This window comes from Chromobacterium sp. Beijing (assembly GCF_021496765.1).
Taxonomy (GTDB): domain Bacteria; phylum Pseudomonadota; class Gammaproteobacteria; order Burkholderiales; family Chromobacteriaceae; genus Chromobacterium.
In genome coordinates, this window is the sequence record NZ_CP053750.1 from 1,545,190 (window position 1) to 1,567,425 (window position 22,236).

19 protein-coding genes, 2 tRNA genes and 2 pseudogenes are annotated in these 22,236 nt (G+C 63.2%); 10 read left to right on the forward strand and 13 right to left on the reverse strand.

The window, feature by feature from the left end; genetic code table 11:
• Window positions 1-2 precede the first annotated feature (2 nt).
• Window positions 3-1,145 (reverse strand): sulfite exporter TauE/SafE family protein, encoded by a 1,143-nt coding sequence (locus HQN78_RS07285; protein ID WP_235088792.1) that lies wholly within the window; start codon window positions 1,143-1,145, stop codon window positions 3-5.
• A 125-nt stretch (window positions 1,146-1,270) separates the two neighbouring features.
• Between HQN78_RS07285 and HQN78_RS07290 the strand changes: the two genes are divergently transcribed.
• Window positions 1,271-1,546: a metal/formaldehyde-sensitive transcriptional repressor gene (locus HQN78_RS07290; RefSeq protein ID WP_107799205.1), complete on the forward strand. Its 276-nt coding sequence runs from the start codon at window positions 1,271-1,273 to the stop codon at window positions 1,544-1,546.
• Between the two features lie 371 nt (window positions 1,547-1,917).
• Here the strand turns inward: HQN78_RS07290 and HQN78_RS07295 are convergent, their stop codons facing one another.
• The 11 genes and pseudogenes from HQN78_RS07295 to tig all read right to left on the reverse strand — a co-directional run bounded on the left by HQN78_RS07295 (window position 1,918) and on the right by tig (window position 12,956).
• Window positions 1,918-2,727, reverse strand: a complete 810-nt coding sequence (locus tag HQN78_RS07295; protein ID WP_107799206.1) for a MetQ/NlpA family ABC transporter substrate-binding protein — start codon at window positions 2,725-2,727, stop codon at window positions 1,918-1,920.
• A 67-nt stretch (window positions 2,728-2,794) separates the two neighbouring features.
• The gene (locus tag HQN78_RS07300; protein ID WP_107799207.1) at window positions 2,795-3,481 is read right to left on the reverse strand and encodes a methionine ABC transporter permease; all 687 of its coding nucleotides are present in this window, start codon (window positions 3,479-3,481) and stop codon (window positions 2,795-2,797) included.
• Window positions 3,481-4,217 (reverse strand): annotated as a pseudogene (locus HQN78_RS07305) (methionine ABC transporter ATP-binding protein). The gene HQN78_RS07300 and the pseudogene HQN78_RS07305 overlap by 1 nt, the downstream one beginning before the upstream one ends.
• A 370-nt stretch (window positions 4,218-4,587) precedes the next feature.
• The gene (locus HQN78_RS07310; RefSeq protein WP_235088793.1) at window positions 4,588-6,423 is read right to left on the reverse strand and encodes a SurA N-terminal domain-containing protein; all 1,836 of its coding nucleotides are present in this window, start codon (window positions 6,421-6,423) and stop codon (window positions 4,588-4,590) included.
• Window positions 6,424-6,495: 72 nt separating this feature from the next.
• Window positions 6,496-6,572, reverse strand: a tRNA-Asp gene (locus tag HQN78_RS07315).
• A gap of 6 nt (window positions 6,573-6,578) precedes the next feature.
• A tRNA-Val gene (locus tag HQN78_RS07320) sits at window positions 6,579-6,654 on the reverse strand.
• A 44-nt stretch (window positions 6,655-6,698) separates the two neighbouring features.
• Window positions 6,699-6,968: an HU family DNA-binding protein gene (locus HQN78_RS07325; RefSeq protein ID WP_019101406.1), complete on the reverse strand. Its 270-nt coding sequence runs from the start codon at window positions 6,966-6,968 to the stop codon at window positions 6,699-6,701.
• A 174-nt stretch (window positions 6,969-7,142) separates the two neighbouring features.
• A complete protein-coding gene (gene lon, locus HQN78_RS07330) occupies window positions 7,143-9,560 on the reverse strand; it encodes an endopeptidase La (protein ID WP_107799210.1) in 2,418 nt (805 codons plus the stop codon).
• Window positions 9,561-9,703: 143 nt separating this feature from the next.
• Window positions 9,704-10,978 carry an ATP-dependent Clp protease ATP-binding subunit ClpX gene (clpX, locus tag HQN78_RS07335; RefSeq protein WP_107799211.1) on the reverse strand — a complete coding sequence of 425 codons (1,275 nt, stop codon included), beginning with the start codon at window positions 10,976-10,978 and terminating at the stop codon, window positions 9,704-9,706.
• A gap of 19 nt (window positions 10,979-10,997) precedes the next feature.
• Complete coding sequence (gene clpP, locus HQN78_RS07340) at window positions 10,998-11,630, reverse strand: ATP-dependent Clp endopeptidase proteolytic subunit ClpP (protein ID WP_107799212.1); 633 nt, start codon at window positions 11,628-11,630, stop codon at window positions 10,998-11,000.
• Between the two features lie 18 nt (window positions 11,631-11,648).
• A complete protein-coding gene (gene tig, locus HQN78_RS07345) occupies window positions 11,649-12,956 on the reverse strand; it encodes a trigger factor (protein WP_107799213.1) in 1,308 nt (435 codons plus the stop codon).
• Window positions 12,957-13,539: 583 nt separating this feature from the next.
• Here tig and trxB point away from each other — a divergent pair.
• From trxB to HQN78_RS07370, 5 genes and pseudogenes are all read left to right on the forward strand, one after another.
• Window positions 13,540-14,496, forward strand: a complete 957-nt coding sequence (trxB, locus tag HQN78_RS07350; protein WP_235088794.1) for a thioredoxin-disulfide reductase — start codon at window positions 13,540-13,542, stop codon at window positions 14,494-14,496.
• Between the two features lie 4 nt (window positions 14,497-14,500).
• Window positions 14,501-15,124, forward strand: coding sequence for a Smr/MutS family protein (locus tag HQN78_RS07355; protein ID WP_235088795.1), 624 nt, complete (start codon window positions 14,501-14,503; stop codon window positions 15,122-15,124).
• Window positions 15,125-15,223: 99 nt separating this feature from the next.
• Window positions 15,224-15,675: pseudogene (locus HQN78_RS07360) on the forward strand (peroxiredoxin).
• A 59-nt stretch (window positions 15,676-15,734) separates the two neighbouring features.
• Complete coding sequence (locus HQN78_RS07365; RefSeq protein ID WP_107799216.1) at window positions 15,735-17,138, forward strand: PhoH family protein; 1,404 nt, start codon at window positions 15,735-15,737, stop codon at window positions 17,136-17,138.
• Window positions 17,138-17,965, forward strand: a complete 828-nt coding sequence (locus tag HQN78_RS07370; protein WP_235088797.1) for an alpha/beta hydrolase — start codon at window positions 17,138-17,140, stop codon at window positions 17,963-17,965. The genes HQN78_RS07365 and HQN78_RS07370 overlap by 1 nt, the downstream gene beginning before the upstream one ends.
• A gap of 221 nt (window positions 17,966-18,186) precedes the next feature.
• Here the strand turns inward: HQN78_RS07370 and HQN78_RS07375 are convergent, their stop codons facing one another.
• Entirely contained in the window at window positions 18,187-18,375 is a 189-nt protein-coding gene (locus HQN78_RS07375; RefSeq protein ID WP_048411033.1) for a putative motility protein, read from the reverse strand.
• A 170-nt stretch (window positions 18,376-18,545) separates the two neighbouring features.
• Between HQN78_RS07375 and HQN78_RS07380 the strand changes: the two genes are divergently transcribed.
• The 4 genes from HQN78_RS07380 to HQN78_RS07395 all read left to right on the forward strand — a co-directional run bounded on the left by HQN78_RS07380 (window position 18,546) and on the right by HQN78_RS07395 (window position 22,214).
• Entirely contained in the window at window positions 18,546-19,379 is an 834-nt protein-coding gene (locus HQN78_RS07380) for a GNAT family N-acetyltransferase (protein ID WP_107799218.1), read from the forward strand.
• Between the two features lie 59 nt (window positions 19,380-19,438).
• Entirely contained in the window at window positions 19,439-20,521 is a 1,083-nt protein-coding gene (locus tag HQN78_RS07385) for a PfkB family carbohydrate kinase (RefSeq protein WP_107799219.1), read from the forward strand.
• A gap of 26 nt (window positions 20,522-20,547) precedes the next feature.
• Entirely contained in the window at window positions 20,548-21,474 is a 927-nt protein-coding gene (locus HQN78_RS07390) for a pseudouridine-5'-phosphate glycosidase (protein ID WP_235088799.1), read from the forward strand.
• A gap of 74 nt (window positions 21,475-21,548) precedes the next feature.
• Window positions 21,549-22,214: an HD domain-containing protein gene (locus HQN78_RS07395; RefSeq protein WP_235088800.1), complete on the forward strand. Its 666-nt coding sequence runs from the start codon at window positions 21,549-21,551 to the stop codon at window positions 22,212-22,214.
• Window positions 22,215-22,236: the final 22 nt, after the last annotated feature.

Below are 22,236 nucleotides of genomic sequence, written 5' to 3' on the forward strand. Positions count from 1 at the left end.
CGCTAAGCGGCGAGGCCGCGCGCGGCCTGCGCGGCCATCGCCAAGCCCACCAGGAACATCAGACCGGCGGACAGATAGGGCGCGCGCCGCGCCCACTCGCCCAGGCCGCCGAAACGGGCGCCCGCCTGGCGCACGCCCCAGGCCGCCAGCACGCCGACGCTGACCAGCGCCAAGGCCAGCCCCAGGCTGAACGACGCCACCATGGTGGCGCCCAGGGAGAAGCGCTTCAGATGCAGGCATAGCAGCAAAATGGTCACCGAGGCCGGACACGGTATCAGCCCGCCGGTCAGGCCGAACAAGGCGATCTGCGCATTACCCACCTTCCTGCCGGCGAAGCGCCGCTGGATGTGCTCGGCGTGCGCGCGTTCATGCGCGTCCTGATACGCGGGCAGCGTCGCCGTCGCTCTTCGCGCCGGCTTGGCCGGCCCCGCGCTCACCGCCCGGCGATACGTCCCCGCTCCCTCGGCGCCGGCCGCCGCCGGCGCGAAACGCACGGGATAGCGATGAACGTGGCCGCCATGGCTTAGGAGCAAGGCCTTCGCCATCGCCCCGGCCGGCAAGCGCGGGCTGAGCAGATACTCCCCCTCAGTTTCAAAAGCCAGTTCCCCGGCCTTCCCCTCGCCTTGCCACGCCAGCGCCAAGCCGCGCCCATCGGGTTTCAGCCGTCGCAGGCCGGCGCCGTACTGGTACAAGGCCACGCGCAGACCGTCCTCGCGCAGAAGCAAGGCCTCGACCAAACCATGACCGGTGTCTATCATGCTGCCACCGTTTGGCGGCCGCCGCATGGCCCGCGCCGCCAGATTGTCCCGCCGGGTGCGCCACAACATCCAGGCCGCCACCGCCAAAACCACTACGGCGGAAAACAGCATCAGATACGGCTCCGCCTGTTCGGCGATCAACTGATTGCCGTATTGGAGCGCCAGCGCCGCCAGCAGCCAGACGATCAGCGAATGCGACAAGGCCGCGCACAAGCCCAGCAGCACCGCCTGGCCTATGCTGCCGCGGATGGCGATGATGAAAGACGCCATCATGGTCTTGGAGTGCCCGGGCTCCAGCCCGTGCAGCGCGCCCAACAGGATGGCGGACGGAATGAACAGCCAGAGATTGATGTTGCCCTGTTGGATCAGCTCGGCGATTGGCGGCATCTTTGACCTTCTTTACAATGAGTTCCGTTTGGCCGCCGTGGACGATTGGAATCAACGCGTCCGGCGGCGGATTGGCGTCAATATACTATACCCCAGTATATTATCAATAGAAGGAAGCCGCGCGCATGCCGCATACCGTGAAAGACAAGAAGAAATTATTGACCCGCGTCCGCCGCATCAAGGGCCAGGCGGAAGCGCTGGAACGCGCGCTGGAACAGGAAGTCGATTGCTCGGCCGTGCTGCAACAGATCGCCGCGGTGCGCGGCGCCGTCAATGGGCTGATGATGGAAGTGATGGAGGGCCATCTGCGCGAACATCTGGGCCCTGAGGCCGACGACCCGCTGCAGCGCAGCCGGGACCTGGAACAGGTGGTGGGCGTCTTGCGCTCCTATCTGAAATAAGAGCCCTAACAAAACCGCGCTGCGCACCTGAGCCAAGGCGCGCCGACACAGACAGTACCAGTACGACAAGGAGGCGCAATGCAGGATCAGAGGTTTTGTCAGCGGGCCTGAGAAACCTGTTTACGATCTGCTGCGCGTTGTGGAGCGTTACACGGTGAGTGCCGCTTCGAAATGCTCATATACCGTGTGTACACTCCGCTTTCTCAGCTGTTTTCGCCTTATCTCACCTTCGCTCGCGAGATCGTAAACACGTTCTAAGCGCGCAAAAAAATTGGGAGGGCTAAGCCCTCCCATCAAGTCTTGTAGCCAGGAGTGTTACAAGAAATCCTGCGCCGCCGGCCGTCTGCCGGCGCGCGAATAAGCGATCTCGCTTAGTTCCAATTCTGCGGCAGCTTGTAGCCCGCGTACTTCTGCTTGGCGAAAGCCTTGAACGCCGGCGAGTTGTAAGCCGCCACCACGTCCTTGGCCCAGGGCTTGGCCAGGTCCGCCGTGCGCACCGCGCCCCAGTTGACGTAGGCGTAGCTCTTTTCCTGATAGATCGCCTCGGTCAGCTTGATGCCGGAGCTGGTGGCGTAATTGCCGTTGATCACCGAGAAGTCCACATCGCTGCGCGAACGCGGCAGTTGCGCGGCTTCCAGCGGAATGATCTTGATCTTCTTCACATTGACGGCGATGTCGCGCTCGGAAGCGGTCAGCGGGTTGATGCCCGGCTTCAGCTTGACCCAGCCCAGATCGGCCAGCATCACCAGCGCGCGGGCGAAATTGGACGGATCGTTGGGGGCGGCCACGGTGGAACCCACTTTGACGTCTTTCAGCGCCTTGATCTTGCCGGCGTAGATGCCCAGCGGCGCGGTCGGTACCTGGAACGCTTCTTTCAGGTTCAGCTTGTGCTCTTTGACGAAGTTGTCCAGATAGGGCTTGTGCTGGAACACATTCACGTCCAGCGCGCCTTCCTGCAAGGCCAGATTAGGACGCACGTAATCGGTGAACTCCACCAGCTTGACCTTGTAACCCTGCTTTTCCAGGATGGGCTTGATCGATTGCTTGACCATATCGCCGAAATCGCCGACGGTGGTGCCGATCACGATGTCCTTCTTGGCCGGGTCCGCCGCCAGCGCCGCGCCCGCCGTCGCCAAACCCAATACCGACGCCGCCACTGCCTTGATCACGAATCTACGCATTTGTTTCTCCTGCTTGTCCATTGATAGGTAAAAGCTTAGCCCTGCCGGCGCCTGACGCCGGCGGATGTCAACGTTTGTCCAGCTTGGCGGCCAGCCGGTTGCCCAGCAGCTGGATGACTTGCACCAGCGCCACCAGCATCAGCACCATGGCCACCATCACATCGGTTTGATAACGGTAGTAGCCGTAACGGATGGCCAGATCGCCGATGCCGCCGCCGCCCACCACCCCCGCCACCGCGGTATAGCTCAGGAAGCTGATGGTCAGAATGGTCAGACTGGAAATCAGGCCGGAGCGCGCCTCGTTGAGCAAGACCTTGCAGATGATCTGCAGCGGGCTGGCGCCCATCGCCTCGGCCGCCTCCACCACGCCGCGCGGAATCTCGCGCAGCGTCTGCTCGACCAGGCGGCCGAAATACGGAATCGCGGCAAAGGCCAACGGCACCGAAGCCGCCACCGGACCGATGGTGCTGCCCACCAGCGCTCGCGTCAGCGGCACCAGCGACACCATCAGGATGATGAAGGGGAAGGAACGCACTAGGTTCACCACCCAGCCCAGCACGCCGTTCAGCGCGCGGTTGGCGAACTGCTGGCCCGGCTGGGTCAGGTAGAGCACGATGCCGAGCGGACCGCCCAGCAAGACGGCCGCGCTCAGGCCTATGCCCAGCATCACCAGCGTTTCCTGGAAGGCCTGCCAGATTTCCGGCCCCATGCTCACCAGGTTTTGCAATGCTTCGTTCAGGGTTGCGGCATCCATTACGCGGCCTCCAGCAGCGAGCGCGCCAGATCGGAATCCGCCGCCACCTCGTTATTCGACACATCCACCACTTCCACCACCCGGCCGGCGTCCAGGGCCGCCGCGCGATGGCAGATCGCCCTCACCACGCCCATCTCGTGGGTGACGATGACAATGGTGACGCCAAAGCGTTGATTGATGTCCTTCAGACAATCCAGCACGGCTTGAGTGGTTTTCGGGTCCAGCGCCGAGGTGGGCTCGTCGGCCAGGATCACCTTGGGATTGGGCGCCAGCGCGCGGGCGATGCCGACGCGCTGCTTCTGTCCGCCGGACAATTGCGCCGGATAGTGATTAGCGCGGTCCAAGAGGCCCACCACTTCCAGGCATTCATGGACGCGCTTGTCGATATCCGCCTTGGCCCAGCCCGCCACTTCCAGCGGGAAGGCGACGTTGCCGGCCACAGTGCGGTTGGCCATCAAATTGAATTGCTGGAACACCATGCCGATATTCTGGCGCGCGCGGCGCAAGGCCTTGGCGGACAGGCTGGTCAGGTCTTCGCCGTCGACGATGACGGCGCCGTGGTCCGGACGCTCCAGCAGATTGATCAGGCGCAGCAAGGTGGATTTGCCGGCGCCGGAAAAGCCGATCAGTCCGAAGACTTCGCCCGGACGAATCGTGAGAGAGGTGTCCGTGACCGCATCGAACCAGCCCCCTCGGGGTGACGGAAACGCTTACGAACATTTTGCAGATGAATCATTCCAAATACTCCAAAAACACAAGGCCCGCCAATGAACTTGGCGGGCCTTGCATGGGAATCTTCGGAATCACTGCGGAATCGAGATTACTGTAAGCAGATGCTGGATCACTTCCTGGGGCTGCTTACCCACGCTTTAGCTGTTTTACGCCCGCAAGCTGTGTTCAAATCGGCGACTAAATTTGTTTATGATTGAACATCTATTTTCGTTTCCAGTCAATAGTTCCGACTAAAAAAGATTGAAATTATCTCATCCCGCGCAAAAAAATTGTCCGTTTAGCGCTCAAACTTATAAGCAAATCAGCGTTCGGCATATGAAAAACCGCCGCCAGCAAACGCTGACGGCGGCGATCGGACATCGTTCAAACCGGACTTATTGTGCGTCGGACAAACCCTGCTTGCCCATCGTCACGCTGTACTTCTGACGCAAGGTGTCCAGATAGCTGGACAGCTGGGCGTTGGCGTTCATCTCGCCCAGGATCGCGCTCAGCTGGCCGCGTTCGGCCTCGCTGGCCGTCGGCGCCGGAATCACCTTGTCGATGCGATAGAGCGCGTATTCGCCGTTGTCGCGCTTGGCGCCGGCGAAGGCCGGCAGCTTGCCCGCCTGAGCGGCGAACACCGCGCGCGCGTCGGCGATGGGCAGGCCGGCCGGATCGCGGCGCAGCAGGGTCTTGGCTTCGCTCCAAGCCTTGCCCTCGCCCTTGCCCGCCTTCAGCTCGGCCAACAGCGCCTGGCCCTTCTTCTCGGCCAGCTTGGCGCCTTCTTTGGCCACCAGCTCTGCCTTGATCACCTCGCGCACCTCGTCCATCGTCTGCTGACGCTCCGGCTGATGTTCGGCCACGCGCACCACCAACAGGCGGCTGTTGCCGATGTCCACCGGCTCGCTATTGTGCTTCTTCTTCAGCACGTCTTCGCTGAACGCCGCCTCAAGCACCTTGGGGCTGTTGAGCAGCGGGTCCGCCGCCGGCTTGCCACGGCTCAGCCAATCGGAATGCTGCGGTTGCAGCTTCAGCTGCTCTTGCAGCGCCTTCAGCGAATCGCCCTGCTGGTAGGCCAGTTCGGTCAGCTTGTCGGCCTGGCTGCGGAACAGGCTGCCCGCCTGCTGACGCTGCAGCTTCTCGGCGATAGCCGCCTTCACTTCGGCGAAGTCCTGAGCCTTCACTTCGTCCAGCTTGATGATGTGATAACCGAACTCGGTTTCGATCACTTCGCTGATCTGGCCCGGCTTCATGCGGAACACCGCGTCGTCGAAAGGCTTGACCATCATGCCGTGGCCGAAGAAACCCAGATCGCCGCCATTGGCCGCGGAGCCCGGATCTTGCGACTTGGCCTTGGCCAGTTCGGCGAAACGGGCCGGATTGGCGCGCACATCCTTCAGCAAGGCCTCGGCTTCGGCCTTGATCTTGGCCTTCTGCTCCGGCTTGGCGTCCTTGGCCACCGTCAGCAAGATATGGGAGGCGCGGCGCTGTTCGTTGCTGAACTCGGCCTTGTGTTCTTCGTAGTATTTCTGCAGCTCGGCGTCGCTGGGCTTAAGGCCTTGAGCCAAGGCGTCCTGGGACAGCAGCACGTAGTCGAGCTTGACCCGCTCCGGTACGCGGAAACGCTTCAGGTTGGCGTCGTAGAAGGCCTTGAGCGCGGCGTCGTCGGTCTTGACCTCGGCGGCGAAATCCGCCGGCTTCAACAGCAAAGAGCGCACTTCGCGGCCCTCGCCCAACAGGCCGGCCAGACGGTTGACCACGGTGCCGGCGACGAACTCGGTGCCGGCGATGCCGGTCAGCTGGCTTTGCAGCACGATGTCGCGCTTGACCTGGGCTTCGAAGGCTTCCGGAGACGGATAGCGGTTTTGCAGGAATTCGCGATAGCGTTCCGGGCTGAACTTGCCGTTGTCCTGGAAGGCGGGAATGGAGGCGATGACTTTGCGCAGCTGCTCGGGGCTGACGGTGACGCCGCGGTCATGCGCGTCGGACAGCAGCAGTTCCTGACGGATCAGGTTTTCCAGCGCGGCCTGGCGGCTGGCCGGATCGGTGGGCTGGCCCTCCAAGGCTCGATCCAGATCGCGCTTGTAAATCTTGGCGGAACCTACCTTGGCAAGATAAGGGTCGTCGGAAGCTGCTTCATAGCTGCCCACGCCGAAGCCCACGAAGGTCAACGCAACAGCTCCCAATACAACCTGAATGAAGACTTTATTGTTCTGGACAAACTCGAACATGGCGATTGGCTTGAGCCACCCTTGTCAAAAAAAAAGGTGAACGCTGTATTTCGTTCACCTTTTTGTGAGTTCTGGCGGAGCGGACGGGACTCGAACCCGCGACCCCCGGCGTGACAGGCCGGTATTCTAACCAACTGAACTACCGCTCCGGACTGTGGTGGGCGTTGACGGAGTCGAACCGCCGACATTCTGCTTGTAAGGCAGACGCTCTACCAACTGAGCTAAACGCCCCTCGAAACACCTTGCCAGCCGCTAAGGGCTGCCAAGGCCGCTAATTATAGCGCGTCTTTCAGTGCCTTGCCAGCACGGAACTTCGGCGAACGAGCTGCCGGGATCTTGATGGTGGCGCCGGTCTTCGGGTTGCGGCCGCTGCGTTCAGCGCGTTCGCCAACGTAGAAGGTGCCGAAGCCCACCAGGGTCACGGTGTCGCCCTTTTTCAGAGCGTCGGTTACAGCGGCCACCATGCCGTCCAGCGCCTTGGCGGCGGCGGCTTTGGAGATATCGGCCTCAGCGGCAATAGCGTCAATCAGTTCAGACTTGTTCACGTAAGTCCCCTTTCGTCGTTCTCGGTCTACGTAATTCGGATAAAAACCGCTTGCTTTATAGCAAGGGCGAAATCCTTGTGTCAAGCGGCTTTGACGGGCATTTTGCCATTTCGCAAACACACTGGAAAGCCGCTTGAACACAAGTTATTCAGCGTTCGGCTAAGGCCATGATTCTTAATGCTTCATCACGGACACGCCTTGCGCTGCCTCCTGCGTCCCTCGCAACTCCTCCGCCGGCTTTTCTTCTTCCGACAAAGGCTCCGGTTGCCGCTCCAAGGCCAAAGCCAAGACTTCGTCTATCCACTTAACGGCATGGATTTCGATTTTATGCTTGATATTGGCGGGAATTTCAACCAAATCTTTTTCGTTGCCTTTGGGGATCAACACGTGCTTGATCCCGCCGCGATGGGCCGCCAGCAGCTTCTCTTTCAGGCCGCCGATGGGCAATACCTCGCCGCGCAGCGTGATCTCGCCGGTCATCGCCACGTCGGCGCGCACCGGAATGCCTGTCAGGATGGACACCAGGGCCGTGGTCATCGCGATGCCGGCGCTGGGCCCGTCTTTGGGCGTCGCGCCTTCCGGCACGTGGATGTGCATATCGCTCTTCTCGTAGAAGTCCGGCTTGATGCCCAGCGAACGCGCGCGGCTGCGCACCACGCTCATCGCCGCGGTGATGGACTCCTGCATCACCTCGCCCAGCTGGCCGGTGCGGATGATGTTGCCCTTGCCCGGCAGCGACACCGCCTCGATGGTCAGCAGTTCGCCGCCCACCTCGGTCCAGGCCAGGCCGGTGACCTGGCCGATGCGGTTCTCGTCCTCGGCGATGCCGTAATCGAAACGGCGCACGCCCAGGAATTTGTCCAGGTTGCGGCCGCTGACGGTCACCTTGCTCGCCTTGCCGGCCTTCAGCGAGGCGCTGGTCACCACCTTGCGGCAGATCTTGGCGATTTCGCGGTCCAGGCTGCGCACGCCGGCTTCACGGGTGTAGTAGCGCACGATGTCGCGCAGCGCGGTCTCCTGCACCGCCAGCTCGCCCTCCTGCACGCCGTTGGCCTTCATTTGCTTGGGCAGCAGGTATTTGGTGGCGATATTGACCTTTTCGTCCTCGGTGTAGCCGGCGAGACGAATGATTTCCATCCGGTCCAGCAGCGCCGGCGGAATGTTCAGCGAGTTGGCCGTGGCCACGAACATCACGTCGGACAAGTCGAATTCGACTTCGGCGTAATGGTCGATGAAGGAGTGGTTCTGCTCCGGGTCCAAGACCTCCAGCAAGGCCGACGACGGATCGCCGCGGAAATCCGCGCCCATCTTGTCCACTTCGTCCAGCAGGAACAGCGGGTTCTTCACCGCCGCCTTGCTCATGTTCTGCAGCACCTTGCCCGGCATGGAGCCGATATAGGTGCGGCGATGGCCGCGAATCTCGGACTCGTCGCGCACCCCGCCCAGCGCCATGCGCACGAACTTGCGGTTGGTGGCGCGCGCCAGGGACTGGCCCAGCGAGGTCTTGCCCACGCCCGGCGGCCCCACCAGGCACAGAATCGGCGCCTTGAGCTTGTCGACGCGCTGTTGCACCGCCAGGTACTCCAGAATCCGCTCCTTGACCTTCTCCAGGCCGAAGTGATCCTCGTCCAGCACTTCCTCGGCCTTGGCCACGTCCTTGCTGATCTTGGTCTTCTTCTTCCACGGCAGTTCGAGCAGGGTGTCGATGTAGTTGCGCACCACGGTGGCTTCCGCCGACATCGGCGACATCATGCGCAGCTTCTTGAGCTCGGACATCGCCTTCTCGCGACCCTCCTTGCTCATGCCGGCGACCTTGATCTTGTTTTCCAGCTCGTCGAGGTCGCTGACCTCGTCCATCTCGCCCAGCTCTTTCTGAATCGCCTTGACCTGCTCGTTCAGATAGTACTCGCGCTGGCTCTTTTCCATCTGCCGCTTGACGCGGCCGCGGATGCGCTTCTCCACCTGCAGGATGTCGATTTCGCCTTCCAGCTGCGACATCAGGTGCTCGAGGCGCTGCTGCACGTCGAACATCTCCAGCACTTCCTGCTTCTGCTCCAGCTTCAGCGGCAGGTGGGCGATGATGGTGTCGGCCATGCGGCCGGCGCGGTCGATGCCGGCCAGCGAGTTCAGCACTTCCGGCGGAATCTTCTTGTTCAGCTTGACGTACTGCTCGAACTGCGCGAGCAGCGCACGGCGCATCGCCTCGGTCTCGGTCGATTCCTCGGCCTCCGGGCTCAGCGGCTTGAAGGCGCCGACGAAGCATTCGTTTTCTTCGCCCACCGATTCGATCATCGCGCGCTGACGGCCTTCGACCAGCACCTTGACGGTGCCGTCCGGCAGCTTAAGCATCTGCAATACCGAAGCGATGGTGCCGACTTGATACAGGTCGTCGGCGGACGGTTCGTCCTTGGAGGCGGAACGCTGCGCCACCAAGAGGATTTGCTTGCCCTCGTCCATCGCCAGCTCCAGCGCGCGGATGGACTTGGCGCGGCCGACGAACAACGGGATCACCATATGGGGGAAGACCACCACGTCGCGCAGCGGCAGCAATGGCAGCGTGGCTTCTTCTTTGAGTTCTGCGGGTTGCGGCATATCACCTAACCTTGCTTATGAAACAATGCTTGGGAGATGGGGGGCGGACAGTAAAATTCAACACCCCCATACTAAATCAGATTTCCGGCTCTACAAATAAAAAACCGCCCGGTTTGGGCGGTCTCCGGAGTCGCGGCGGACAATCAGGCCGATTGCGCCTTGTCGTCCTTGTCGCGATAAATGAACAGCGGTTTGTCGCCCTTGTCGATAACCTTTTCATCCACCACGACTTTTTCCACGTCGGCCATGGACGGCAGCTCGTACATGGTGTCGAGCAGCGCCCGTTCCAGGATGGAGCGCAAACCACGCGCGCCGGTCTTGCGGCTCAGCGCCTGCTTGGCGATCACCCGCAAGGCGGACGGACGCACTTCCAGCTCCACCGACTCCATCGAGAACAGCTTCTGATACTGCTTGATCAGCGCGTTCTTCGGCTGGGTCAGGATGGTGACCAGCGCCTCTTCGTCCAGCTCCTCCAGCGTGGCCGCCACCGGCAGCCGGCCGATCAGCTCGGGAATCAGACCGAAACGGATCAGATCCTGCGGCTCCACTTCCTGGAACAACATGGACAAGCTCTTGCCGTCGTCCTTGGAGCTGATGTCGGCGCCGAAGCCGATGCCGCCCTTTTCCGAGCGCTGGCGAATGATCTTCTCCAGCCCGTCGAAAGCGCCGCCGCAAATGAACAGGATATTGGTGGTGTCCACCTGGATGAATTCCTGATTCGGATGCTTGCGGCCGCCCTGCGGCGGAATCGAGGCCACGGTGCCCTCGATCAGCTTCAGCAAAGCCTGCTGCACGCCCTCGCCCGATACGTCGCGGGTGATGGACGGGTTTTCCGACTTGCGCGAGATCTTGTCGATCTCGTCGATGTAGACGATGCCGCGCTGGGCCTTGTCCACGTCGTAGTCGCATTTTTGCAGCAGCTTCTGGATGATGTGCTCGACATCCTCGCCCACGTAACCCGCTTCGGTCAGCGTGGTGGCGTCGGCGATGACGAAGGGCACGTCCAGCAGGCGGGCCAGAGACTGGGCGAGCAAGGTCTTGCCGGAACCGGTCGGACCGATCAGCAGGATATTGCTCTTGGCCAGCTCGACCTCGCTCTTGCTTGCCGGGCTGCTCAGACGCTTGTAGTGGTTGTACACCGCCACCGACAGGGTCTTCTTGGCGAAATCCTGACCAATGATGTATTGGTCGAGATCCGCGCGGATTTCCTGAGGCGTAGGCAGCGGACTGTCTTCGGAGGAGGACGCGGCGTCGCCGACGCCCTTCTCCAGCTCCTCGCGAATGATGTCGTTGCACAGCTCGACGCATTCGTTGCAGATGAAGACCTGCGGCCCGGCGATCAGGCGTTGGACTTCATGCTGGCTCTTGCCGCAGAAAGAGCAGTAGAGAAGCTTTTCATTGCTGTTCTTATCAGCCATTGGCGGATTCCATCGCTCCTTAAGCTTTCACGTCCTTGTGGGACGTCAGCACTTTGTCGATCAAGCCGTAGGCCTGTGCCTCGTCGGCGGACATGAAGTTGTCGCGCTCGGTGTCGGCGATCACCCGCTCCAGTTGCTGGCCGCTATGTTTGGCCAGCAGCTCGTTCATCTTGGCCTTGACTTTGACCAGTTCGCGAGCATGGATCTCGATATCGGTGACCTGGCCGGACAGGCCGCCGCCGTACAGCAGCGGCTGGTGAATCATCACCCGGCTATTGGCCAGCGCGAAGCGCTTGCCCTGCGCGCCGGCGGCGAGCAGGAAGGCGCCCATGCTAGCGGCCTGGCCAATGCACAAGGTGGAAACATCCGGCTTGATGAAGTTCATCGTGTCGTAAATGGACATGCCCGCGGTAATCGACCCACCCGGCGAGTTGATGTAGAAGTGGATGTCCTTGTCCGGATTTTCCGATTCAAGGAACAACATCTGCGCCACAACCAGGTTGGCCGACTCATCCGTGACAGGGCCCACCAGGAACACGATGCGTTCCTTCAGCAGACGCGAGTAGATGTCATACGCGCGCTCGCCGCGGCCGCTCTGTTCCACCACCATGGGCACCAGGCCCAGACCTTGAGGTTCCATCATCGATTTCATCGGCCACTCCAGCTGTTATCAGGCGTTGTTGCCCATCAGGGCGTCGAAGGACAGTTCTTTCTCTACAACATTGGCCTTGGACAGCACAAATTCAACCACATTGTCTTCCAGTACCATGGAAGTCGGGCCTTCCAGGCGGTCCGGGCTGGCGTAATACCAGGTCAGCACTTCAGCCGGATCTTCGTAGCTGTCGGCGAACTCGGTGATCATGGCCTTGACTTGGTCCTGCTTGGCTTCCAGCTTGTTGGATTCCACCACTTCGGACAGGATCAGGCCCAGAGCCACGCGGCGCTCGGCTTGCTGAGCGAACAGTTCCGGCGGGAACGGCATGTCTTTGACGTTCATGCCGCGTTGCTGCATGTCGCGACGGGCTTGCTCGACCAGACGGCCGATTTCCAGGCTGACCAGGGCTTTCGGCAGTTCGATCTCGGTGGCGTCCAACAGCGCCTGCATCACGTTTTCCTTGGTGCGGGCCTGCAGACGGCGCTTCACTTCGCGTTCCACGTTCTTGCGGATTTCAGCGCGCATTTTCTCAACGTCGCCGTCGGCGATGCCCAGCAGCTTGGCGAACTCTTCGTTCACTTCCGGCAGCACGGCTTCAGCCACGTTCTTCAGCAGGATTTCGAACACGGCGGTTTTGCCGGCCACGTCCTTGCCGTGGTAATCCTCGGGGAAGCTCACTTCCACGCTCTTGATGTCGCCTTCCTTCATGCCGGCGACGCCCGCTTCAAACTCGGCCAGCATCTGGCCTTGGCCCAGCACGAAGGGGAAGTTCTCGGAAGAACCGCCTTCGAAGAGCACGCCGTCGATGGCGCCTTTGAAGTCGATGATCACGCGGTCGCCGGTGGCGGCTTCGCGCTCAACGCGGTTGTAGCGGGTGCGCTGCTTGCGCAGGATATCGATGGTTTTCTCGATTTCGGCGTCGGTCACCGGGGTCAGCGGCTTTTCCACTTCCTTGCCGGCCAGCTCGCCAACCTTCACTTCCGGGTAAACCTCGAAAGTGGCGGCGAACTTGAAGTTTTCCTTGTCGTCGCCGGCGGCTACCGGCTCGAAGCGCGGGTAGCCGGCAACGCGCAGCTTCTGCTCGCTCACGGCGGAGTAGAAACCCTGTTGAACCTGTTCACCCATCACTTCTTCACGCACCTGGGCGCCGTAGTTCATTTCCACGATCTTCAGCGGAGCCTTGCCCGGGCGGAAACCTTGAATCTTGGCGTTGCGGGCCACGCGCTTCAGGCGCTCGGCCACTTGCGTGTCGATGGCCGCCATCGGCAGGGCGATATTCATGCGGCGCTCAAGATTGCTCAATGTTTCCAGCTGTACTTGCATGTTAAATCCTTAAGTGTGTGACAGGTTTAGTCATCTGGGACGGTACGACGCCACGGATCGGCAGACACGAAGGACATTGCCTCACCTCAGAAGTGGCGCTGCGCGGAGTTACACCACGCACCCAACGCGAAAACGGACAGTATAGCACGCGGCCGGTGCTGGCAAGTAGCCGCCGCGCGGCCGCGGCGGGCCAAGCGGGCCTAGCCCCGCCGCGGATTCCGGCATGACGGCACCCCGAAAAACGGCAAGCTTTTGAATCGACGCGTGAATGCGCAAATGATTTCAGCCAGAACCAAGCCCGGCCGATAGGACGGCCGGGAACGGCGATAAAGGAATTCAATCAGCAATGTTGAATATTCCAATCAAGCCAACGCTTAACCTTGCCCCGCCGCTCTTGTATATTGTCAGCCGAAACGCCGGCGCCCGCGCGCGGGCCCGCTGGCTGAATAGTCCGCTCTTGCTCTTGGATTCCGACGGACAGACACCATACTTCAGAACTGAACGACTCGACCTCGGCGCCCAACCGGCCGCCCCGGTTTGACGCAATCGGTTTCATTACCCGCTTCTCACACAGGAAAACATCATGACCACGACTCGCCACAGCCCCCTGCTGATTCTTGGCTCCGGCCCCGCCGGCTACACCGCCGCCGTTTACGCGGCGCGCGCCAACCTGAAGCCGGTGCTGGTCACCGGCCTGGCGCAAGGCGGCCAGTTGATGACCACCACCGACGTGGACAACTGGCCCGCGGACGCCGCCGGCGTGATGGGCCCGGAACTGATGCAGCGCTTTCAGCAGCACGCCGAGCGCTTCGGCACCGAAATCCTGTTCGACCACATCCACACCACCCATCTGCATGAAAAACCGATCCGCTTGGTGGGCGACGCCGGCGAATACACCTGCGACGCGCTGATCATCGCCACCGGCGCCTCGGCCAAATACCTGGGCCTGGCCTCCGAAGAAGCGTTCAAGGGCAAGGGCGTGTCCGCCTGCGCCACCTGCGACGGCTTCTTCTACCGCAATCAGGACGTAGCGGTGATCGGCGGCGGCAACACCGCGGTGGAAGAAGCGCTGTACCTGGCCAACATCGCCAAGCACGTGACCCTGATCCACCGCCGCGAAACCTTCCGCGCCGAGAAGATTCTGATCGACAAGCTGATGGACCGCGTCAAGGAAGGCAAGATCAGCCTGAAGCTGAACGCCACCCTGGACGAGGTGCTGGGCGACGCTTCCGGCGTCACCGGCCTGCGCCTGAAGTCCATGCAGGACGCCTCCACCGAAGAAATCAAGGTGATGGGCCTCTTCGTCGCCATCGGCCACCAGCCGAACACCGAGATCTTCAAAGGCCAGCTGGAAATGGACGGCACCGGCTACCTGATCACCAAGAGCGGCCGCGAGGGCAACGCCACTGCCACCAGCGCGGCGGGCGTGTTCGCCGCCGGCGACGTGCAGGACCACATCTACCGCCAGGCGGTGACCAGCGCGGCCTCCGGTTGCCAGGCCGCCCTGGACGCGGAACGTTACCTGGACAGCCTGAAGTAAACGCTTGAAAGCCTTCAAGAAAGCCTTGCAAGGCCTGCGCCAGCAGGTGCGCGACTCCCGCGCGCCGGCTGGCGTTTCCGTTTCCGCCGCGCCGCCGGCCGAACCGGAACCGGATTTCCGCCAGCTGTTCCGCGACGTCAAGCCGCTGAAGCCGGACAACCACCACGCCAGCCCTCGCCCCAAGCCCAGCCCGCACCCGCGCCGCCGCCATCAACACGGCCAGACGTCGGAAGCGGTGCAACAGGCCTTGCTGCGGCAGATGGTGGGCTGGTTCGAACCGGCCGAGATCGACGCCCATTTCGCCCGGCCCGGCATGCCCTCCGCCACGCTGAAAAAGCTGCGCGCAGGCTTCTGGCCGGTCTGCCGTCAGCTCGACCTGCACGGTTGCGACCGCTACCAGGCCCAGGACGCCTTGGCGCTGTTCCTGCACCAGGCGCGGCGTCACGGGCCCTGCGTGCGGGTGATACACGGCAAGGGCTTCGGCTCCAACGGCCAGCCCGTGCTCAAGCGCATGGTGCGCGCCTGGCTCAAGCACCACCCCGATGTGCTGGCCTTTTGCGAGGCCGGCGAATCCATGGGCGGCGCCGGCGCGCTCTTGGTGCTGCTGCGGCGGGAACACGCGCCGTGAAAATTTCGTTACCCATTCCCATTGTCTAACCGGGCGGGAATCCGCTAATCTCAAAACAAGGCGGACGCACCAACCCAGTTCCACCACAGGAGTTACTGCATGTCCGGCATTGCTTGCCCCGACTTCACCCTGCCCGGCACCGCCGGCGTCTCGTTTCAGCTGTCCAGCAGCCCCAAGCCGCTGGTGATCTACTTCTACCCCAAAGACAACACCCCGGCTGCACCAACGAAACCATGGATTTCCGCGATCTGCACGCCGAATTCGCCGCCGCCGGCGCCGCCGTTGTCGGCATTTCCCGCGACAGCCTGAAGTCTCACGAGAACTTCAAAGCCAAGCTGGAGCTGCCATTCGAATTGTTGTCCGATGCAGAGGAGGTTGTTTGCAATCTGTTTGGCGTCATCAAGATGAAGAATATGTATGGCAAACAGGTCAGAGGGATTGAACGCAGCACCTTCGTGATTGGCCGGAACGGCGACATCGCGCGCGAATGGCGCGGCGTCAAAGTGCCAGGCCACGCCGCGGCGGTGCTGGACTTCGTCAAGACGCTCTAAAAACCGCGACGGGGTCGGCCGATTCCCGGCCCGCCCCGCGATAAAACCAGGGGATCATCATGGCCAGCCGCAAAAAAATCAGCGCCAGCAAGCTGTTTGTTCTCGACACCAACGTGCTGCTGCACGACCCCACCTGCTTGTATCGCTTCGAAGAACACGATGTGTTCATCCCCATCATCACACTGGAAGAACTGGACACCCACAAGAAGGGGATGTCCGAAGTGGCGCGCAACGCGCGCCAGGCCAGCCGTTTCCTAGATGAGATCGTCAGCGGGGCCGAAGCCAAGATCGAATCCGGCATTCCGCTGAAGAGCGCCAGCCGCGACGCCGCCGCCGGCAAGCTGATCCTGCAGACTCAGGCGATACACAGCGTGCTGCCGCCGTCTCTGCCGGTGGGCAAGGCCGATAACCAGATTCTCGGCATCGTGATGGCCTTGAAGGAGTTGCAGCAAGGCCGCTCGGTGATCCTGGTGTCCAAAGACATCAATATGCGCATCAAGGCCCGTGCGCTGGGCCTGGACGCGGAAGATTATTTCAACGACAAGGTGCTGGAAGACACCGACCTGCTCTACACCGGTACCCGGGAAATCGACGAAAGCTTCTGGGAGCGCAACGGCAAGGACATGAAGTCCTGGCAGGAACAGGGCCGCAGCTACTACCAGGTCAAGGGCCCGGACGGCCAGAACCTCTACGTCAACCAGATGCTGTGGCAGGAAGGCGCCCAGCCGCTGCAGGCGCGCGTGACCCAGGTGGAGGGCAAGACCGCGGTGCTGCAGACGCTGAAGGACTACAGCCACCACAAAAACAATGTCTGGGGCATCACCGCGCGCAACCGCGAGCAGAACTTCGCCCTCAATCTGCTGATGGACCCGGAGGTGGACTTCATCACCCTGCTGGGCCAAGCCGGCACCGGCAAGACGCTGCTGACACTGGCCGCCGGCCTGGCGATGACGCTGGAACAGAAGCTGTACTCCGAAATCATCATGACCCGGGTCACCGTGCCGGTGGGCGAGGACATCGGCTTCCTGCCCGGCACCGAAGAGGAAAAGATGGCGCCGTGGATGGGCGCGCTGGAGGATAATCTGGACGTGCTCAACAAGAGCGACGACGATGGCGGCGACTGGGGACGCGCCGCCACCCGCGACCTGATCCGCTCCCGCATCAAGGTCAAATCGCTGAACTTCATGCGCGGCCGCACCTTCCTCAACAAATACCTGATCATCGACGAGGCGCAAAACCTGACGCCCAAGCAGATGAAGACCCTGATCACCCGCGCCGGCCCCGGCACCAAGGTGGTCTGCCTGGGCAATATCTCGCAGATCGACACCCCCTACCTGACCGAGGGCAGTTCCGGCCTGACCTATGTGGTGGACCGCTTCAAGGGCTGGGGCCATTCCGGCCACATCACGCTGCAGCGCGGCGAGCGCTCGCGGCTGGCGGACCACGCCGCCGAAGTGCTGTGATGTCCCCGCGCCTGGAGCTGCTGCATCAAGCCCCGGCGCCAACGGCGGCGCGTCTCGCGCCGCCGTTGTTGTTCGTGCACGGCGCCTTTTGCGGCGCCTGGTGCTGGCGGGAATACTTCATGCCCTGGTTCGCCCGGCAAGGCTACGATTGCTGGGCGCTGAGCCTGGAGGGACACGGCGCCAGCGAGGGCCGGGACTACCTGGCCGCGATCGGCGTCGACGACTATGTGCGCAATCTCGACGCGGCGCTCAAGCAATTGCCGGCCGCGCCGGTGATGGTGGGCCACTCCATGGGCGGCTACGTGGTGCAGCAATACCTGAGCCGCCACAAGCTGCCCGGTGCGGCCTTGCTGGCCTCGGTCCCGCCCGGGGGGCTCGCCTCGTCCAGCCTGCGGCTGCTGACGCAGGCGCCGGCGCTGTTTCTCAAGCTCAATATGTACCAGCACGGCCTGTACGATCCGGAGTTCATCGAACTGAAGGACATGCTGCTGTCGCCGGACGCGCCGGAATCGGCGGTGGAACTGCTGATCAGCCGTTGCCAGCAGGAAAGCCAGCGAGCGCTGATGGACATGACCCTGGTCAACCCGCTGGCCAACCGGCCGCTGACGCGGCTGCCGGCGCTGGTGCTGGGCGCGGCCGAAGACCGGCTGGTGGGGCCGGAAGACGTGGTGGCCACCGCGCGGCGTCTGGACGTGGCGGCGGACATCCTGCCCCATCTTGGCCATATGATGATGCTGGACACGCGCTGGGAGAGCGCGGCGGAATGGCTGGCGAACTGGCTGGAACGGCAATTTCCGGAAGACTGGGATCAGGCGCTCAGCGCCTGATAACCTGCTTACGATCTGCTGCGCGTCGGCGATACGGCGTTGAAACCGAGCTCAAAATACTCATGTACCACCTGTACATTCCGCTTTTTCTCTCGTTTTCGCCTTGTCCCACCTTAGCTCGCGAGATCGTAAACACGTTCTTACCCGCTAGATCGTGAACAGGTTCTGAACCCGGCAATAAAAAAAGCGGCCTAGGCCGCTTTTCCAGTCACCCCGCCGTCTCAGGCGCGGGTATCGATATTCTGCCCCAGATGGGCCGGATTGCTGGCCTGGGCCTGCGCCATATTGTCGGACGCGCCTTGCACCAAGCTCAAAGCCGACTGCGACTGCGCCGACATGGCTTTTTTCAATGCGTAGATCTGGATGCTGTTGGACACGCCCTGCCCGCTGATCTGACTCAATCCATCCATACTTCGCCTCCCTGTGAAACACGCACAATGCGCATGGCTATAGTCTAGACGCATCGTCGTCGGCTGTCATCGCTGAATTTAGTCTTTTGTATCCAATTCACGACAGCGCCGGCCGCGCCGCGCCGTCGCCGCGCATAATCAGCCCATCCCTAATTGACCCGAGCCCGTCCATGCGCCTGCACAGCCTGTCCCTGATCGATTTCCCCCTCATCCATCAAGCCTTCAGGCTGGCATTCAGCGACTACCTGCTGCCCATGCAAATGGACGAAGAACAGCTGGCCGCCATGCTGCATCGGCGCGGCTGGCGCCCGGAGTTGAGCATCGGCGCCTGGCGCGACGGCGCGCTCGTCGGTCTGTGGCTGGCCGGCGTGCACTGCGACGAGGCCGGCCCGATCGGCTATTGCGTCGCCACCGGCGTCACGCCCGACGCGCGCCGCCAAGGCCTGCTGCAAGCGATGGCCGCCGCGGTCAGCCGGCGGCTGGCCAGCCGGGGCATACAGCGCCAACAACTGGAGGTGATCAGCGACAACGCCGCGGCCATGGCCGCCTATCTGAAGCTGGGCTTCCGCCCTCGCCGCCGGCTGGACTGTTACCGCATTGAACACGCGCTGGCCGTGGACGCCGCGCCCGGCTGGCGCTGCGAAGCCGCTGACCGCTCGCAATGGCCGCGTTGGCCGCTGCACAGCGAGCCCGCCGTGCCCAATAGCCGCGACAGCCTGGAGCGCGCGCGGCCGCCGCTGCTCTTGATGACGGCGAAACAGAACGGCGATTTGCTGGGCTACGCGCTTTATTCCGCCGCCGGCGACGTCGCGGAACTGGCGGTTGCGCCGCCGCATCGGCGCCGCGGCGTCGCCCGCTCGCTGCTGGCCGCCGTTCAGCGGGACACCGCCGCGCCCGCGCTGGCCATCAGCAATCTAGACGCCGACGACGAAGCCGGCGCCGGCCTGCTGCGGTCTTGCGGCGCTCGTCTGTGGCTGTCGCAATGGGAAATGCGCCGCCCTTGACCTCCGGCATGCCAATGCCGTAATATCAAACAAATGTTTGCAAAACGGACAAATGTTTGATGACTGAGCGGGAACAACAAATCCTCTCTCTGCTGCGCCTGGATCCGCTGATCCCGCAGCAGGAGCTGGCGGATCAACTGGGCATCAGCCGCTCGGCGGTGGCCGGGCACATCATGAATCTGGTGCAAAAGGGGCATATCCGCGGCAAAGGCTACATCCTGGCCGAACAGCGCTATGTCGCCGCCGTCGGCGGCGCCAATATGGACATCGTCGGCAGCGCCGCCGCCGCGCTGCGCCACGGCGACTCCAATCCCGGCCAGGTGCGCTGCTCGCCCGGCGGCGTGGCGCGCAACGTCGCGGAAAACCTGGCGCGGCTGGGCGCCGACTGCCGGCTGGTCTCGGTGGTGGGCGACGACATCCACGGCCGCTCGCTGCTGGAAGCCACCCAGCGCGCCGGCGTCGACGTGCGCGGCTGTCTGACGCTGCCGGACGCCGCCACCTCCACCTATCTGTCCATCCAGCAGGCCGACGGCGACATGGCGCTGGCCATCAACGACATGGACATCCTCAACCGGCTGACGCCTGAACGCCTGCAAGCGCAGAGCGAGCTGGTGCGCCACGCCGGCGCGGTGGTGGCCGACACCAATCTGAGCGCCGACGCGCTGGCCTGGCTGATCGCCGAAAGCGGCGACAAGCCGCTGTTCGTCGATCCGGTATCCGCGTTCAAGGCCGAGCGCGTCCGCCCCTGGCTGTCGCGCATCCACACGCTGAAACCCAACCGCCTGGAAGCCGCCGCCTTGTCCGGCCTGCCGTTGGAACGGGCGGAGCACGCGCCGGAGGCGGCGCGCTGGTTCCATGGCCAGGGCGTGCGCCGCGTAGTGCTGAGCATGGCCGGCGCCGGCATCTATTACAGCGGCGAAGCCGGCGACGGCTGGCTGGACGCGCCGGACTGCGCCATCGTCAACACCACCGGCTCCGGCGACGCGCTGATGGCCGGCCTGACCTGGGGTTGGCTCAATGAGCTGTCGCTGGCGGACAGCGTGCGCTTTGCTCGCGGCTGCGCCGCGCTGACGCTGTCCTCCGCCGCCACCAACAACCCTTCCCTGTCCCGCGCGGCGGTGGAAGCCTATCTGAACGCCTGATCTCGTCATCAACTAAGGAGCACGCAATGCACAACGCCCATCTCGACATTCATCCCGAAGTCGCCGCCGCCCTGGCCGCCAACCGCCCGGTGGTGGCGTTGGAATCCACCATCATTTCCCACGGCATGCCTTATCCGCAGAACGTGGAAACCGCGCTGCAGGTGGAAGCGGAAATCCGCGCCCACGGCGCGGTGCCGGCCACCATCGCCATCATCGACGGACGTCTGAAGGCCGGTCTGAGCGCGGACGAGATCGAATACCTGGGCAAGGGCGGCCGCGACATCGCCAAGGTCAGCCGCCGCGACCTGCCCTTCATCGTCGCCGGCAAACGCAGCGGCGCCACCACCGTGGCCACCACCATGATCATCGCCGCGATGGCCGGCATCCGCGTGTTCGCCACCGGCGGCATCGGCGGCGTGCACCGCGGCGCCGAGCGCAGCTTCGACGTGTCCGCCGACCTGCAGGAACTGGCGCAAACCCCGGTGGCCGTGGTCTGCGCCGGCGCCAAGTCCATCCTGGACCTGGGCCTGACCCTGGAATACCTGGAAACCCACGGCGTGCCGGTCATCGGCCACCGCTGCGACCACCTGCCGGCCTTCTTCACCCGCGACAGCGCCTTCAAGCTGGACCACCGTCTGGACGAGGCCGTCGACATCGCCGCCACGATGCAGGCCAAGTGGAACCTGCAACTGCGCGGCGGCGTGGTGGTGGCCAATCCGATTCCGGAGCAATACGCGATGCCGCGCGACAAGATCGACGCCGCCATCGAACAGGCGCTGGGCGAGGCCGAGGAACAAGGCGTGGCCGGCAAGGAGTCCACGCCCTTCCTGCTGGCTCGCGTCTGCGAGCTGACCGGCGGCAACAGCCTGGCCGCCAACATCCAGCTGGTGCTGAACAACGCCCGCCTGGCCTCGGCGATCGCGGCGCGCTACTGCGAGCTGAACGCAGGCTGAGAACTGTTAAATCGCCGGCTTGACGGCGACGTGGATTGGGGCTGTAATCCCCTGCCCCAATCCTTGCCGCCGCCATGAACTCCATTCTCTCCGACGCGACGCTAGACGACTGGCGCGTCCGCCTGATCGGCCTGCTGCAACAACAGCCGGGCGACGACGACGGCGCCCACGATCTCAACCATTTCCATCGCGTCTGGGCCTGCGCCCGGCAGTTGCTGGACGCCCATCCCGACGCCGACGCATTGACCGTGCTGGCCGCCTGTTATCTGCACGACCTGGTCAACCTGCCGAAAAACCATCCGGAACGCCATCTGGCCTCGCGCCAGGCCGCCGCCCGCGCCCGCGCGCTGCTGGCCGCCGGCAATTTTCCGGCGGAACGGCTGGACGGCGTGGCCCACGCCATCGAGGCGCACAGTTTCAGCGCGGCCATCCCGCCGCAAAGCCTGGAAGCCCGCATCGTGCAGGACGCCGACCGCATGGACGCGCTGGGCGCCGTCGGCCTGGCGCGGCTGTTCTACACCGCCGGGCGCATGGACTCGGCGCTGGCTCATCCGCAAGATCCGCTGGGCGAGGCCCGCCAGCTGGACGACCGCCGCTGGGCGCTGGACCACATCGAGGTCAAGCTCGCCAAATTGCCGGCCATGATGCAAACCGAGGCCGGCCGAAAGATGGCGGAGCAACGGCTGCAGTGGCTGCGGGACTTCCGCCGGCAATTCTGCCAGGAATGGCGAACCGCCTAGCCCCGGATGACATCGAACTCGG

Coding starts and splice junctions, on each gene's coding strand:
- HQN78_RS07285 (WP_235088792.1), bottom strand. CDS start 1,145: ATGCCGCCAATCGCCGAGCTGATCCAACAGGGCAACATCAATCTCTGG.
- HQN78_RS07395 (WP_235088800.1), top strand. CDS start 21,549: ATGAACTCCATTCTCTCCGACGCGACGCTAGACGACTGGCGCGTCCGC.
- HQN78_RS07300 (WP_107799207.1), bottom strand. CDS start 3,481: ATGGATGCCGCAACCCTGAACGAAGCATTGCAAAACCTGGTGAGCATG.
- HQN78_RS07390 (WP_235088799.1), top strand. CDS start 20,548: ATGCACAACGCCCATCTCGACATTCATCCCGAAGTCGCCGCCGCCCTG.
- HQN78_RS07310 (WP_235088793.1), bottom strand. CDS start 6,423: ATGTTCGAGTTTGTCCAGAACAATAAAGTCTTCATTCAGGTTGTATTG.
- tig (WP_107799213.1), bottom strand. CDS start 12,956: ATGCAAGTACAGCTGGAAACATTGAGCAATCTTGAGCGCCGCATGAAT.
- clpP (WP_107799212.1), bottom strand. CDS start 11,630: ATGAAATCGATGATGGAACCTCAAGGTCTGGGCCTGGTGCCCATGGTG.
- HQN78_RS07370 (WP_235088797.1), top strand. CDS start 17,138: ATGTCCCCGCGCCTGGAGCTGCTGCATCAAGCCCCGGCGCCAACGGCG.
- trxB (WP_235088794.1), top strand. CDS start 13,540: ATGACCACGACTCGCCACAGCCCCCTGCTGATTCTTGGCTCCGGCCCC.
- HQN78_RS07380 (WP_107799218.1), top strand. CDS start 18,546: ATGCGCCTGCACAGCCTGTCCCTGATCGATTTCCCCCTCATCCATCAA.
- HQN78_RS07365 (WP_107799216.1), top strand. CDS start 15,735: ATGGCCAGCCGCAAAAAAATCAGCGCCAGCAAGCTGTTTGTTCTCGAC.
- clpX (WP_107799211.1), bottom strand. CDS start 10,978: ATGGCTGATAAGAACAGCAATGAAAAGCTTCTCTACTGCTCTTTCTGC.
- HQN78_RS07385 (WP_107799219.1), top strand. CDS start 19,439: ATGACTGAGCGGGAACAACAAATCCTCTCTCTGCTGCGCCTGGATCCG.
- HQN78_RS07295 (WP_107799206.1), bottom strand. CDS start 2,727: ATGCGTAGATTCGTGATCAAGGCAGTGGCGGCGTCGGTATTGGGTTTG.
- HQN78_RS07375 (WP_048411033.1), bottom strand. CDS start 18,375: ATGGATGGATTGAGTCAGATCAGCGGGCAGGGCGTGTCCAACAGCATC.
- HQN78_RS07290 (WP_107799205.1), top strand. CDS start 1,271: ATGCCGCATACCGTGAAAGACAAGAAGAAATTATTGACCCGCGTCCGC.
- lon (WP_107799210.1), bottom strand. CDS start 9,560: ATGCCGCAACCCGCAGAACTCAAAGAAGAAGCCACGCTGCCATTGCTG.